The organism is Streptomyces sp. NPDC005706, from assembly GCF_040631045.1.
Lineage (GTDB): Bacteria > Actinomycetota > Actinomycetes > Streptomycetales > Streptomycetaceae > Streptomyces.
The window spans coordinates 12,349-26,380 of record NZ_JBEXYS010000030.1 but is presented as its reverse complement, the minus strand read 5'-3'; the positions used below and the strand labels follow the sequence as shown (position 1 = coordinate 26,380).

The following is a 14,032-nucleotide window of genomic DNA, read 5'->3' as shown; positions in this document are numbered from 1 at the left end:
GCACGTCCCGGGGCGCCTCCGAACGTACCGACTGGTCGGACTGGAGGGAAGAAGGCGGGCTGGACCGGCCCGGCCGGCGCGGGCGCGGTCCTGTCCCGCCTCCGCGGTCAGGCGTACGCGCGCAGCCAGCGCAGCTTGCGCTCCTCCTGGAACGGGCCGCCGCCCTCGTGGTCGTTGAAGTCGTACACCTCGATCCCCTTGTCCTGGTGCGCCCAGGCGTTGAACGCCGCGAACACGGTCGACGGCGGGCACGTCTGGTCCTCCAGGGCGGCCGAGAAGAGCGCCGGGGCCCGGCCGCGGGCCGCGAAGTGCACGCCGTCGAAATAGGCGAGCGTGCGCAGCGCGTCCTGCGCGCGGCCGCGGTGCGTCTTGAGGAACAGGCCGATCTCCCGGTAGGGGTGACGGTCCGTCAGGATCGTCGCGCGCGGGAAGTCGCACAGGAACGGCACGTCGGGGGCGACCGCGACCAGATCGGGCAGCAGACCGCCGACGGCGAGGGAGATGCCGCCACCCTGGCTCTCACCGATCACCACGGTCCGCGCCGCGTCGGTGAGCGGATGCGAACGGGCCGCCTCCACGGCACGCACGGCGTCCGTGAACACCCGGCGGTAGTAGTAGTTCTCGGGCGCGTCGATGCCCCGCGTCATGTACCCGGGGAACGCGGGCGCGGCGCCCACCGGGTCCGCCGTGCCGCCACCGCCGCCCCAGGCGCTGCCCTGGCCGCGCGTGTCCATCACGAAGTGCGCCCGGCCCGTCGACGCCCACAGCAGGTCCTCGTGCGCCAGTCCACGCCCGCCGCCGTAGCCGATGAACTCCACCACCAGCGGCAGCGGTTCCGAGGCGCCGGCGGGCAGCCGCAGCCAGCCCTTGACCGGGTGCCCCCCGAAACCGGCGAACGTCACGTCGTACACCTGGACCGTGTCCAGCCCGGTGTCCACCGGCTCGAACCGGGCGTCCAGCTCGTACTCGCGCGCCTCCTGGAGGGTCTTGTCCCAGAAGGCGTCGAAGTCCTCCGGCGCGGTGGAGGCGCTGCGGTACTCGCGGAGTTCGTCGAGGGTGAGGTCGAACAGGGCCATCAGCAACCGCCTTTGTGAACGAAGAGCCTGCGGGGATCACGGTATGGGGGTGGTCGGACGACTCGCCAGGCCCGTTCGGGACACGCTTTCCCCCGGTCATCGAAACACGCGATCACCGCGCTGGTCACCGAGTCGAAAGCGGTTGCCACACCGATCCGTCGCGGACGGGCGGGACCGGCCGGCGGTCCGGGGTGGTCGGGTCACCCGGTCCGGGGTGGTCGGGTCCACCCGCCCGGTCAGGCCCGCGGCCGGGTCCACCTCGGGCCGGTGCGCGCCCACTCCCGTTCCCACTCGTCCATCCGGTGGCGCAGCGCGGCCCGGCGCTGCACGGCGTACCCGAGGAGGACCACGGCCACCGAGCCGCCCGCCGCGCACAGGCCCACCGTGACCGTGTGCTGCCAGACCGCCACGTCGTTCGGCGGCGGGGCGACGGCGCGGCCCCGGGCGTCGAACCACACGGTCACCTCGTCACCCGCCCGGCTCCCGGCGGGGACGCGGGCCACGGCGGTACGCGTCCCGGTGCCCGGCTCGGTCCAGCGGACCTTGGCCTGATAGGAGTGCGCGCGGTCGCCCCGTACCGGGCGCGGCCGCGCGGACTCCTCGCCGATCACCGAGGCACGCACCTGGTGCCGCTCGGCCCGCAGCGCCGTGGCGCGCGACCGCGCCTGGTCATGGGCGTACAGACCGGCGGCCACCCCGGCCAGCGGTGTGACGACGAACAGCAGGACGGCGGCGACCAGAACCGTCCAGGCCTCCATGACGTCCGACCGGCGCCGCAGCGGATTGTGCCGCCAGCGCCAGCCGCGCACCCGCGTACGCATGCCCACCTCCTCGCCGCAGCCGGAGGAAGGCCGGGCCGGGGCACCGGCCGGCCTTCCTCCGTCGCCTCGCACGAAGCGTCCGCACCCGTCTGGTACCCCGTACGGAGCGCCTCGCGCACGCCGCCCGCCGCGAGTTCAAGCCCTCCTGGAGCCCGGCGCGCGGCCCGCGCCCCACGGCCGCGCGAGCGGCCGGCGGGCTCAGCCGAAGCGCTCGATGCGGATCCGCTCGACCGGCTGTCCCGCCTCGACCAGCAGACGCGAGGCGTGCTCGGCGAACCCGTTGGAGCCGCACACATAGGCCTCCCAGCCACCCGGAGGCTGCTCCGCCAGGAGCGGCGCCACATGTGCGGCCGCCATACGACCCACCGGCACCCCCGTGGGGGCGCTCCTCGTGAACACGGCCGTCGTCTCCGGCCCCAGCTCCCCGGCGTAGATCAGCTCCTCCGGGCTGCGCGCCGACACCAGCATCCGCAGCGGCACACCGAGGCCCAGTGCCCGGTGGTGCCGGACCATCGACATCAGCGGTACGACGCCGGAACCGGCCCCGAGCAGCAGCGCGGGCCGGTCGCCCGGCCAGGCGAAGAAGCCGCTCAGCGGGCCGCGCATCTCGACGGTGTCACCGGGCCGGGCCGTGGTGTGGAACCAACCCGAGACCTCGCCGTCCCGCACATGGTCCAGGGTCAGCTCGATGTGGCCCGAGTCGTCGGGGGCGGACGCGATCGAGTAGTGGCGCTGGGCCACGTACCCGTCCGGCGCGGTCAGCCGCAGCAGCAGGTGCTGGCCGGGCAGATGCCCCGCCCAGTCCGGCACCGCGAACCGGAAGGTGGCCGCCTGCGGGGTCTCGCGGCGGATCCCGGTCAGTGTGGCGGTCTGCCACGCCGACGCGGCCTGCTCGCTCACGGCGATGCGTCCGGGCACGGCGAAGCGCGTCACGGGAACGCGGGCCGGGGTCACTGTCTCAGTCACCGGAGTACCGCTGCTCCTCCCAGGGATTGCCCCGCTCGTGGTAGCCGTTCCCCTCCCAGAAACCGGGCTCGTCGTGGTCGAGGAGCGTGATGCCGGCGATCCACTTGGCGCTCTTCCAGAAGTACAGGTGCGGCACCAGCAGCCGCGCCGGACCGCCGTGCTCGGGCGCGAGCGGCTCGCCGTCGTACTCCCAGGCGATCCAGGCCCGGCCGCCGGTCAGGTCGGCGAGCGGCAGGTTCGTGGAGTAGCCGGTGTGCGCGTAGGCGACCGCGTGGGTGGCGGCCGTGGCCGGCCGCACCACGTCGAGGAACGTGTCCAGCGAGACGCCCCCGAAGCGCACCCCGAACTTCGACCAGCCGGTCACGCAGTGGATGTCACCCTGGTACGCCGAAGCGGGCAGCGCCCGGGCCTGCTCCCAGTCCCAGGTGTGCGGGCGCTCCACCAGCCCGTCGATGCGGAAGGACCAGTCGGCGGGGGCGAGGTCGGGGGTGACCTCGGCGGACAGGACGGGCCACTCGTCCCGCGCGTCGTACTGCCCCGGTGGCAGTCCTGGATCGGTGACGCGGGGTCGACCCGTGAAGCCTCGGGTGACGTTCATGGTTTCCACCGTACGCTGTCCCCGCCCGTGCTCCGCCCCAGGTCAGTGCGGTGTTTGTGACAGCCGTACGAATTCGTCGCGGGCGTGCGAACTCTTCGCGGAACTGGGAATAGCAGTCGGTCGCTCCTCCTTGCCGCTGAATGCCGGCCGGTGCGCCGGTGACGGTGCGACGGAAGCGAGGAAAGAGGATGTCCAAGGCGTATGTCTTCACGCGGTACGGCGGCCCGGAGACCGAGGCCCTGACCGACGTGGACCCGCCGAGCCCCGGCCCGGGCCGGCTCCTGGTCGCGGTCCGCGCGGCCGGGGTGAACCCCGTCGACTGGAAACTGCGCGAGGGCCTGCGCCGCCCCGGTGACCCCGCCGAGCGCGTGTTCCCCGCGGTGTTCGGCAGCGAGGCCGCCGGCGTCGTCGAGGCGGCAGGGCCGGGAGTGACCGGGTTCGCCGCCGGCGATCCCGTGTTCGGCAACACCGTCGACGGCGGGTACGCCGAGTACGCCCTGATGAGCGCCGGGGTGACCGCGCACAAGCCGGACGGGCTGTCGTTCACCGACGCCGCGACCCTGCCGGTCGCCGCGGCCACCGCCTACGACGGCGTCCGCCAGCTCGGCCTGCCCGAGGGTGCGACGCTGCTGGTGACCGGCGCGGGCGGCGGGGTCGGCGCCGCCGCCCTGCAGATCGCCCGCGCCCTCGGCGTGCGGGTGGTGGGCGTGGCGAGCGAGGCCAAGAAGGACTTCGTCGAGTCGCTGGGCGCCGCGCACGTGCCGAGCGGCCCGGGGCTGGCCGAGCGGGTGCGCGCCGCCGCCCCCGGCGGTGTGGACGCGGTGTACGACCTGGTGGGCGGCGACACGCTCGCCGAGGCCGCCACCCTGCTCACCGCCCGCACGAGGCTGATCACGGCCGGCGCCCCGCCCGGCACCGTCGCCGCGCTGGGCGGCTCCCGGGTCGCCCGGGCCCGCACCGCGGCCGTACTGGAGGAGGTGGCGGCGCTCGTGCTGCGCGGCGCCCTGGATCCGTACGTCACCCGTACCTTCCCGCTCGAGCGCGCCGGGGCGGCCCTGCGCGCCGTGGAGGACGGGCACGCCCGGGGGAAGGTCGTCATCGAGGTGGGCGGATGAGCGCCGAGGTCTTCGCCCGTCCCCAGGCTCCCGTGGCCGCACACGTGCTGGACAATCCCGCCCTCGCCTCCCTGACCGGCCCGCACGCGCACTTCGCCGAGCGGCGCGGGCGCGTGCTGCGCTACCCGCTCGACGTGTCCCCGTGGCTGGCGCTCCCCGACGATCCGGACGCGGACGACTGGGCGGACCTCGCGGCGCTGGCCGGTCCCGGCGCCGAGGTACCCCTGTCGGGCTACGTCGGGGAGGTCCCGGACGGCTGGGAGGTGACCTTCCGGGCGGAGGGCGTGCAGTTCGTGGACGACGGGCTCGCCGCCGCACCGGACCCGGAGGCGGTCCGTCTCGGCCCGCGCGACGTGCCGGAGATGCTCGACCTGGTGCGGCGCACCAGGCCCGGACCCTTCCTGGCGCGCACCGTCGAACTGGGCACCTACATCGGCATCCGCCGCGAGGGCGCCCTCGTCGCCATGGCGGGGGAGCGGCTGCGCCCGCCGGGCTGGACCGAGGTCAGCGCGGTCTGCACCGACCCCGCCCACCGCGGCGAGGGCCTGGCCGGCCGGCTGATCCGCGCCGTGGCGCACGGCGTCCGGGAGCGAGGCGAGACCCCGTTCCTGCACGCCAGTGCCCGCAACACGAACGCCCTCCGGCTCTACGAGTCCCTCGGCTTCCGGCCGCGCCGCCGCACGGAGTTCCTCGGGGCCCGCGCGCCGGAGCGGCCGTCGGCCGGCCGGACGCCGGTACCGGTCCGCTAGACCCCGTCGGGGCCGGCCGTCGGGGCCGGCCCCGCGTTGTACCGCTCCAGGTACCGGGCGAAGCGGACCAGGTCCTCCTCCGGCCATGCGGCGAGCCGCTCCCGGAAGGCGGCCCGGCGGCTGCGCGTGACCTGGGCGAGGATCTCCTGGCCCGCCCGCGTCAGGTCCAGCACCTGGACGCGGTGGTCCTCAGGGTCGGTGCGGCGCTCGACGAGACCGGCCCGCTCCAGCGCGGTCACCTGGCGGCTGACCGTGGACTTGTCCAGGGCGTAGTGCGCGGCCAGATCGGTGGCCCGGCAGCCGCCGCTCTCCTCCAGATGCCCGAGCAAGGTGTACGACACCAGTGACAGCTCGGGATGCATGCGCCCCGCCGAGGCCCGGGCCCGGCGGGCGAAGATCGTCATCTCGCGCTGGATGGTCTCGACGGCCGTCTCCGCTGCTGCCGGCACGGAACACCTCCTCAGTCGTTCTAGTTGTATAGTACAACTTGAATGGAAGTTGTATAAGCCAACCATCGAACATCGGAGGCCGCCCGCGATGAGGTCACCGGCACTGCGCCATGTGCTCACCCACCTGATCACCCCGCTGCTGATGTGCCTGGGCATGGGGCTCGCGTACATGGGCGCCTTCGTCACGCCGGAGCCGAACCACCTGCCCGTCGCCGTCGTCGGCGCAGGCCCCGGGGCCAAGGTTTTCGCCCAGACCGTCAAGGACGCCGCGGGGGACCGGCTCGACGTACGCACCGTCGCCACCCGCGCCGACGCCGTACACCTGCTCCGGTCCCGGGACATCACCGGCGCCTACGTACCGGCGGCGAGGACACCGGAGCTGCTGGTCGCCACCGCGGCGTCCGACATGGGCGCGACGGCCGCGGAGAAGGTCTTCACCCCGGTCGCCGCGGAGCGCGGCGCGCCGCTGAAGGTGACCGACGTGGCCGCCCCGGTCGCCGACGACCCCACCGGGCAGGGCCTGTTCTTCCTGCTGATCGCGGTCAGCATCGGCTCCTACGCCTCGGTCGCCGCCCTGGGCGCGGCGGGCGCCGCCCTCCCGATGCGGATACGGGCGCTGCTCGCGCTCGGTGTCTCCGCGGTGGTCGCCGGCATCGGCGCCCTGCTCGCCGGGCCGGTGTTCCGCCTCGCGCACCACGATCTCGCCGGTGTGTGGGGGATGGCGTGGCTCTACTCCGCGGGCATCCTGCTCATCGGCGTCGGACTGCACATCTTCCTCAAGCGGTGGACCACGCTGACCATGATGGTGCTGTTCGTGATGCTCAACTTCACCAGCTCCGGCGGTCTGTTCGGGCCCGAGCTGCAGAACGGCTTCTTCGGCGCCCTGCACTCCTTCTGGAACGGCGCCGGCTTCGTCGAAGGCGTCCGGAGCCTCCTCTACTTCGGCGACGACGGCCTCGGCCGCACCGTCCGGACCCTGCTGGTCTGGCTGCTCGCCGGCGTCGCGGTGACGCGGTCGCCGCCGCCTTCGAGCGCTCCCGGACCCCCGGGGCGGCGCCGACGCCCCCCACGGCCACGCCGAGGCGGCCCGAGCGCCCCACGGAGCGGGAGACCGACGGGACCGAGGCGGCCGAGGAAGAGGTGGAGGAGACGGTGGGCGTGTGAGGGGGCGTCAGTACTCACCCCGGGCGGACGGGACCCCGGTCCGGTCCGGTCCGCGCGGTCCGCGGCAGGTCCTTCCCGGACTTCGTGTACGGCACGCCGGGCCCGGGGCGCTGGGGTAAGGTGACCGTCCGGCCGCGGAGTGCCCGTGGACGGACGGCCATTGAGGAGGTGGGAGCCATTACCGCTGTGTCAGCCCGGGTGCTCTCTCCTCGTGACAGCTTGCTGTGAGCGTGGGAGCGCCCTTCGGCTCAGGTTCTCCGAAAGGCTCTCGGCCCGCATGTCCTCCGTGCCCTCCGTGCCCTCCCTGCCCCCGTTCTCTGCCTCCGCCGTCGTCTCCGCGTTGCGTGCCGCCGGGTGCGTCTTCGCCGAGGACGAGGCGGAGTTGATCCTCGGCACCGCCCGCACCCCCGCCGAACTGGCCGCCATGGTGGACCGGCGGGCCGCCGGACTGCCACTCGAACACGTCCTCGGCTGGGCACGGTTCCACGGTCTGCGCATCGCCGTGGAACCGGGTGTCTTCGTGCCGCGCCGCCGTACCGAGTTCCTGGTCGACCAGGCCCTGGCCCTGGCCCCGGACGCCGGGGTCGTGGTCGACCTGTGCTGCGGCTCCGGTGCGCTCGGCGCGGCCCTGGCCGCCGCGCTCGGCCCCGTCGAGGTGCACGCCGCCGACATCGACCCGGCCGCCGTGCGCTGCGCCCGCCGCAACCTCGCCCCGTACGACGGCCGATCCCATGTGGGTGACCTGTTCGACGCGCTGCCGCCGGCGCTCCGCGGCCGGGTCGGCATCCTCACGGCCAACGTGCCCTACGTACCGAGCGCCGAGGTGCCGCTCCTGCCCGCGGAGGCCCGCGACCACGAGCCGCCGGTCGCGCTCGACGGCGGCGTGGACGGACTCGACGTCCTGCGCCGGGTCGCCGCCGGAGCCCCGGACTGGCTGGCGCCCGGCGGCGTCCTGCTGACCGAGACCAGCGAACGCCAGGCGCCGTCGGCGGTGCGGGCCTTCACCGACGCCGGCCTGACGGCCCGTACGGCGGTGTCCGAGGAGCTGTACGCGCATGTGGTGATCGGCGTGCGGGAACGGTGACGCGGCCTACGGCAGCTCCTGCGCCCGGGCGATGAGCAGCGCCACGTCGTCGTGGTTGTCCGGATGGTGCAGCGTGCGCAGGAGCAGGTCGCAGGCCTCCTCCAGCGGGCGGGCCGGGTCGTCCAGCAGGGACAGCAGGAAGTCCAGGCGCTCGTCCAGCGAATGGCAGCGGGTCTCGACCAGGCCGTCGGTGTAGAACACCAGCACGTCACCCGGCTCGAAGTCGACGGTGACGGTCGAGAACTCCACCCCGCCCACCCCCAGCGGCACCCCGGTGGGCAGGTCGAGCAGCTCCGGCTCCCGGCCCGGCCGGACCCGGGCCGGTGGCAGGTGCCCGGCGTTGGCGATCCGGCACTGGCGCAGATGCGGATCGTGGACGGCGTACACGCAGGTCGCGATGGAGTGGTCCAGGGCCGACGTGGTCTTGTCCAGGTGCTCCAGCAGCCGCGCCGGGTCGAGGCCGAGCGCCGCCAGTGTGGTGGTCGCGGTACGCAGCCGGCCCATGGTCGCGGCCGCGCCGATGCCGCTGCCCATCACATCGCCCACCACCAGCGCCGTCCTGCCGCCGTCCAGCGGGATGACGTCGAACCAGTCGCCGCCGACCTCGCTGGTGGCGCCCGCCGGCTGGTACCGGGAGGCCACCTCGAGGCCGGTCGTCACCGGCGGCCAGCTCGGCAGCAGGCTGCGCTGCAGGGTGAGCGCGGTGTTGCGGGCGTCCTGGTACCAGCGGGCGTTGTCGATGTGCACGGCGGCGCGGGCCGCCAGCTCCCGGGCCAGCAGCACGTCGTCCTCGTCGAAGGGCGCCGGATTGCGGGTCCGCTTGAGATCGAGGGCGCCGAGCACCTCGCCGCGCGCGATCAGCGGCACCGCCAGATAGGAGTGCAGGCCAGCCCGGCCCAGCAGGGCGGCCGCCTCCTCCGAGCGGGCGATCCGCGGCAGGTCCCCGTCCTTCACCCGCGCCACCAGCACCACCTCGCCCGTGCGCACGCACTCGGTGACCAGCCGGTCCGGGCCGTACCGGGCGACCTGGCCGGGCGGGTCGGCGGCGCACACCCCGTCCGAGCTCTCCGCCGGGCGCACCGCGAGGGCCCGGATAACCGCCCCCTCCGACGGACCCAGCGTGCTGGGCCGGCCCTCCACCACCGCGTCCAGCAGATCCACGGCGGCGATGTCGGCCAGCGCCGGCACCGAGACGTCGGCCAGCTCGCAGGCGGTGCGCTCCAGCTCCAGCGTGGTGCCGATCCGGACGGAGGCGTCGGCGATGATCGCGAGCCGGCGGCGCGCGGTCTCCGCCTCCTGCGAGGCCCGGTGCTGCTCGGTGATGTCGACCAGCGAGACGGCGACCCCGAGCACGTTGCCCGTCGCGTCCTCGAGGCGGTACAGCGACTGCGACCAGGTGCGGTCCCGGTCCGGGTCGGCCGGGGTCCGGCCGACCAGCGGTGAGTCGATGACCGGGACCCCGGTCTCCAGGACCCGGCGGGTCGCGGCCTCCAGGGCCCCGGTGTCCAGCAGCGGCAGCACGTCGCGCAGCCTGCGCCCCATGTGCTCCTCGGCCGGCACACCGTTGTTCCTCGCCAGGGCGGGGTTGACCGTGACGAACCGCAGCTCGGTGTCGAGCACGGCGAGCCCGATCGGCGACTGCTGCACCATCCGCTCGGACAGTGCCACGTCCTGCTCCAGGCGTCGCACGGTCGACTGGTCGGCGGCGAGCCCCAGCGCGTACACGTGCCCCCGGTCGTCCAGCAGCCGCATGTTGCGGAACTCCACCAGGCGGGTGCTGCCGTCCCTGCGGCGGATCGGGAAGCCGCCGGCCCAGCTCTGGCCGGTGCTCATCACATCGGCGAACAGCTTGCCGACGAGCTGGATGTGCCGCTCGTCCACCATCAGCCGGGCGGCGTACTGGCCGAGGGCCTCCTGCGCCGAGTAGCCGAACAGCTCCTCGGCCTGCGGGCTCCACAGCACGATGCGGCCGCTGTCGTCCAGCACCACCGACGCCACGCGCAGCACGTCGAGCAGTCCGCCGGCCCGCACCGGCCCGCGCACCGGCTCGTCGTCGTCCGCCGCCGGAGCCCCGGCTGCCCTCATGCCTCGCACCGCCTTCGCCCGATCGCACGGCACGCCGTCCCCCGTGCCGACTCCCCTTGTTCTACCGCGCCCACACCCGACTCTCCGCGCCGTCCCACCTATCTCCACCATCTCTCAGCCGGGCGGCGGACGTACGCCGAAAGCACCGGGCCGGCGGCGCCGACGGGGCGGCCGTGGCCCGCGGGGCCGCGCGGGACGGTGCCCGGGGCCGTGAGAGTTCACGCTCATATTGCTCCATTGGCCTGTACATGACCACTCTGTCGGGCCAGACTGTCCGCCGACCGAGTGCACCCACCCCCCTCCTCCGAGGAGCCGGCCATGCCCGCGTCCCCTGCCGCCAGGCAACGTTGTCACGCTGTCCTCAGCGGACTCGTCATCCTGGCCACCGCCGCCGTCGTGTCCCTCGCCGCACCCGCCCCGGCCCACGCCGCCGACACCTGGACCGAGACCGGCTCCGACCGGGCCGATCCGCTGACCGAGAGCCAGGGCCTGGCCTCGGTGGAGATGCCGGCGAACAGCCCCAACCGGTACACCGGCATCGGCACCATCCCGATCGGGCTCTCCAGCCGCGGCTGGAACCACGTGGGGGACCCCGACGCCTCGTACGACGGCCACTACATCGAGCCCTACCAGCGCGACTCGGGCAACTCGAAGATGTTCCGCGTGCAGGCCCCGGGCGGCGGCTGGTCGGAGTACGTCCACACGCTGAGCGCCGGCGAGGCCCTGAACAACTCCTGGGCGGCGGTCTCGCCCGACGGCCAGTGGATGCTGTCGGGCGAGTGGGGCACCATGAACCGCCTGCTCGTCTTCCCGACCCCGGGCGTGAACCCGGCCACCTCGCCCTCGGCGAACCTCCCTCAGGTCGCCGCCGTCAACCTCGACCACGCCGTGCGTGACGTCCAGGGCTGCGACTTCTCCGGCCCCACCACCCTGCTCTGCTCCTCCGACGACCCGGACGGCTCCCTCTTCGGCCTCACCAAGCCGCTGCTGCGGATCGACCTGTCCGCGGCGCCGAACGGAACGGCCGACGTCACCGGTCATGTCACCGCACTGCGCCAGTTGCCGCTGCGCAGCTCCTGCTCGGGCGGCTTCGAGGCGGAGGGCATCGACTACGACCGCAGAACCGGCGTCCTGCGCGTCATCGTCGTGTCGCCCGGCTTCTGCGTCCTCACGGACAGCAAGACGTACAAGTTCACCCGCGGCTGAGCCGCACGGGTTCCGCGGCCGCTGAGGTGTGCTCGCCGGTCCGTGGTGCTTTGCTGAGGATGGACGCGGTTCGGCGGGGTACCCCGTTCCACCGCAGCGTGGCCAGGAAAGGAGCGATCATGGAGGACACGGACCGGTCGCACCAGGAGACCGTCTCGGTGGAGATCAGCGGCTCCAAGGAGGACGCCCGCCTCGTATTCGACGCGCTCAACAGCTGTTTCGCGTCGGACCGGGCGCCCGAGGAGATTCCGAGGCAGCTCCACGAGGTCCGTCCGATGGTGTGGCTCGGCACGTACGACGTCGCGGACGCGCGTGGGCCCGGCTGTCCACCCGTCCACCTCGACGCGTCCATCCTCGCGGACGTCCAGGGCAGTTACTGGGCCGTGGACCGGTTCCGCACGACGCTGGACTCGATGTTCACCGTCGAGGAGACCTGCACGGCCTCCGGCGACCAGGAGCGGGACCTGCACCTGCGGCTGGAGAGCCGCTGACGGGGTCCGGCAGCACCGGACGACGCGGCACACCGGGGCGCCCCGGCCGGCGAGGAGCCGGCCGGGGCGCCGTCGTGTCCGCGCGAAGTGGCCGGGCTCACCTCTCCTCGTTTATGCAACTAGTTGCACAACGGGGTGTGCTTCCTCTACAACAAGAGGCGACCGCACCCCGCACGGAGGGCCCCATGAGCCGTTACCCGCATCTGATGTCCCCGCTCGACCTGGGCTTCACCACCCTGCCCAACCGCGTGCTCATGGGCTCCATGCACGTCGGCCTCGAGGAGGCCGAGCGCGGCTTCGAGCGGATGGCGGCGTTCTACGCGGCCCGCGCGCGCGGAGGAGTGGGCCTCATCGTCACCGGCGGCATCGCGCCCAACGACGAGGGCCGGCCCTACGAGGGCGGCGCGAGGCTCACCACCGAGGCGGAGGCCGAGCAGCACCGGACCGTCACCGAGGCCGTGCACCGCGAGGGCGGCCGGATCGCCATGCAGATCCTGCACTTCGGCCGGTACGCCTATCACCGTGACCTGGTGGCCCCGAGCCCGCTGCAGGCGCCCATCAGCCCGTTCGTGCCGCGCGAGCTCAGCGACGCCGAGGTCGAGCGGACCATCGAGGACTACGCCCGCGCCGCCCGCCTCGCCCGGCGGGCCGGCTACGACGGCGTCGAGATCATGGGCTCCGAGGGCTACCTGATCAACGAGTTCATCGCGGCGCAGACCAACCACCGCACCGACCGCTGGGGCGGCTCGTACGAGAACCGGATGCGCTTCCCCGTCGAGATCGTCAAGCGGGTGCGCGAGGCCGTCGGCGAGGACTTCATCATCATCTACCGGCTGTCCATGCTGGACCTGGTCCCGGGCGGCTCCTCCCTGGAGGAGGTCGTCACCCTCGCCAGGGCCGTCGAGGCCGCCGGGGCGACGATCATCAACACCGGCATCGGCTGGCACGAGGCGCGCATCCCCACCATCGCCACCTCAGTGCCGCGCGGCGCCTACACCTGGGTCACGAGGAAGCTGATGGGCGAGGTGTCCGTCCCGCTGGTCACCACCAACCGCATCAACACCCCGGAACTGGCGGAGGAGTTGCTCGCCGACGGCTGCGCGGACATGGTGTCCGTGGCCCGCCCGATGCTCGCCGACCCCGACTTCGTCGCGAAGGCCGCCGCCGGGAAGCCGGAGGCCATCAACACCTGCATCGGCTGCAACCAGGCCTGCCTCGACCACACCTTCAGCGGGCAGATCACCTCCTGCCTGGTCAACCCGCGCGCCTGCCACGAGACCGAGCTGGTGCTCTCCCCGACCCGGCTGGCCAAGCGGGTCGCGGTCGTCGGCGCCGGACCGGCCGGACTGGCCTGCGCCGTCAGCGCCGCCGAACGCGGCCACGCCGTCACCCTGTTCGACGCCGCGAACGAGATCGGCGGCCAGCTCAACGTGGCCCGCAAGGTCCCGGGCAAGCAGGAGTTCGACGAGACGCTGCGCTACTTCCGCCACCAGCTCGACGAGCACGGCGTCGACGTACGGCTCGGCGCCTGGGTCACCTCGGCGGACCTCGACGGCTACGACGAGGTCGTCGTCGCCACCGGCGTCACCCCGCGCGTCCCCGACATCCCCGGCGCCGACCACCCCCGCGTCCTCGGCTACCTCGACGTGCTGCGGGACGGCGCCCCCGTCGGCGACCGGGTGGCCGTGCTCGGCGCCGGCGGCATCGGCTTCGACGTCGCCGAGTACCTCACCGACGGCGGCGACAAGGCGAGCGAGGACCCGCGCACGTACTTCCGCAACTGGGGCGTCGACATGGACTACCAGGCGCCCGGCGGCCTCACCGCCCCGCGGCGGCCCGCCCCGCCCCGCACCGTCCACCTCCTGCAGCGCAAGGCCACCAAGGTCGGCGCCGGACTGGGCAAGACCACCGGCTGGATCCACCGCACCGAACTCAAGCACCGGGGCGTGACCATGGTCCCGGGCGTGCGCTACGACCGGATCGACGACGCCGGACTGCACATCACCGTCGGCGAGGAGAGCACGGTCCTGGAGGTCGACACGGTGGTGCTGTGCACCGGCCAGGAGCCGCGCCGCGACCTGTACGAGGAGCTGGTCGCCGCCGGCCGCAGCGCCCACCTGATCGGCGGCGCCGACGTCGCGGCCGAGCTGGACGCCAAGCGGGCCGTCAAGCAGGGCACCGAGCTGGCGGCGGCACTGTAGGGGCCCGGCGCGCGTCCCTAGGATGAG

Annotated in this window: 13 protein-coding genes; 7 read left to right on the top strand and 6 right to left on the bottom strand. The window is 73.8% G+C overall.

The features are described from left to right. Positions 1-107 precede the first annotated feature (107 nt). From ABZ478_RS31760 to ABZ478_RS31745, 4 genes are all read right to left on the bottom strand, one after another. Complete coding sequence (locus tag ABZ478_RS31760; RefSeq protein WP_359554743.1) at positions 108-1,076, bottom strand: acetylxylan esterase; 969 nt, start codon at positions 1,074-1,076, stop codon at positions 108-110. A gap of 236 nt (positions 1,077-1,312) precedes the next feature. After that, positions 1,313-1,897 carry a hypothetical protein gene (locus tag ABZ478_RS31755; protein WP_359554741.1) on the bottom strand — a complete coding sequence of 195 codons (585 nt, stop codon included), beginning with the start codon at positions 1,895-1,897 and terminating at the stop codon, positions 1,313-1,315. Between the two features lie 198 nt (positions 1,898-2,095). Beyond that, positions 2,096-2,863, bottom strand: coding sequence for a ferredoxin reductase (locus ABZ478_RS31750; protein WP_359554739.1), 768 nt, complete (start codon positions 2,861-2,863; stop codon positions 2,096-2,098). Beyond that, positions 2,856-3,461, bottom strand: coding sequence for a sulfite oxidase-like oxidoreductase (locus ABZ478_RS31745; RefSeq protein ID WP_359554737.1), 606 nt, complete (start codon positions 3,459-3,461; stop codon positions 2,856-2,858). The genes ABZ478_RS31750 and ABZ478_RS31745 overlap by 8 nt, the downstream gene beginning before the upstream one ends. A 188-nt stretch (positions 3,462-3,649) precedes the next feature. Between ABZ478_RS31745 and ABZ478_RS31740 the strand changes: the two genes are divergently transcribed. Both ABZ478_RS31740 and ABZ478_RS31735 read left to right on the top strand, forming a co-directional pair. Then, positions 3,650-4,576 carry an NADP-dependent oxidoreductase gene (locus ABZ478_RS31740; protein WP_359554735.1) on the top strand — a complete coding sequence of 309 codons (927 nt, stop codon included), beginning with the start codon at positions 3,650-3,652 and terminating at the stop codon, positions 4,574-4,576. Next, complete coding sequence (locus ABZ478_RS31735) at positions 4,573-5,325, top strand: GNAT family N-acetyltransferase (RefSeq protein ID WP_359554733.1); 753 nt, start codon at positions 4,573-4,575, stop codon at positions 5,323-5,325. The genes ABZ478_RS31740 and ABZ478_RS31735 overlap by 4 nt, the downstream gene beginning before the upstream one ends. Here ABZ478_RS31735 and ABZ478_RS31730 read toward each other — a convergent pair. Next, positions 5,322-5,729 carry a MarR family winged helix-turn-helix transcriptional regulator gene (locus tag ABZ478_RS31730; RefSeq protein ID WP_359554914.1) on the bottom strand — a complete coding sequence of 136 codons (408 nt, stop codon included), beginning with the start codon at positions 5,727-5,729 and terminating at the stop codon, positions 5,322-5,324. The two genes, ABZ478_RS31735 and ABZ478_RS31730, sit on opposite strands and share 4 nt — an antisense overlap. A 133-nt stretch (positions 5,730-5,862) precedes the next feature. Here ABZ478_RS31730 and ABZ478_RS31725 point away from each other — a divergent pair, with 133 nt between their 5' ends. After that, complete coding sequence (locus tag ABZ478_RS31725; protein WP_359554731.1) at positions 5,863-7,062, top strand: hypothetical protein; 1,200 nt, start codon at positions 5,863-5,865, stop codon at positions 7,060-7,062. A 153-nt stretch (positions 7,063-7,215) separates the two neighbouring features. After that, complete coding sequence (locus ABZ478_RS31720; protein WP_359554729.1) at positions 7,216-8,022, top strand: putative protein N(5)-glutamine methyltransferase; 807 nt, start codon at positions 7,216-7,218, stop codon at positions 8,020-8,022. Between the two features lie 6 nt (positions 8,023-8,028). Here ABZ478_RS31720 and ABZ478_RS31715 read toward each other — a convergent pair whose 3' ends face one another. Beyond that, positions 8,029-10,107: a SpoIIE family protein phosphatase gene (locus ABZ478_RS31715; protein WP_359554727.1), complete on the bottom strand. Its 2,079-nt coding sequence runs from the start codon at positions 10,105-10,107 to the stop codon at positions 8,029-8,031. 318 nt (positions 10,108-10,425) lie between these two features. On the opposite strand from ABZ478_RS31715, the gene ABZ478_RS31710 reads away from it, so the two are divergent. The 3 genes from ABZ478_RS31710 (at position 10,426) to ABZ478_RS31700 (ending at position 14,005) form a co-directional block, all read left to right on the top strand. Beyond that, the gene (locus tag ABZ478_RS31710; RefSeq protein WP_359554724.1) at positions 10,426-11,313 is read left to right on the top strand and encodes a hypothetical protein; all 888 of its coding nucleotides are present in this window, start codon (positions 10,426-10,428) and stop codon (positions 11,311-11,313) included. Between the two features lie 119 nt (positions 11,314-11,432). Then, complete coding sequence (locus ABZ478_RS31705) at positions 11,433-11,804, top strand: hypothetical protein (protein ID WP_359554722.1); 372 nt, start codon at positions 11,433-11,435, stop codon at positions 11,802-11,804. Positions 11,805-11,989: 185 nt separating this feature from the next. Next, positions 11,990-14,005, top strand: coding sequence for an NADPH-dependent 2,4-dienoyl-CoA reductase (locus ABZ478_RS31700; RefSeq protein ID WP_359554719.1), 2,016 nt, complete (start codon positions 11,990-11,992; stop codon positions 14,003-14,005). Positions 14,006-14,032: the final 27 nt, after the last annotated feature.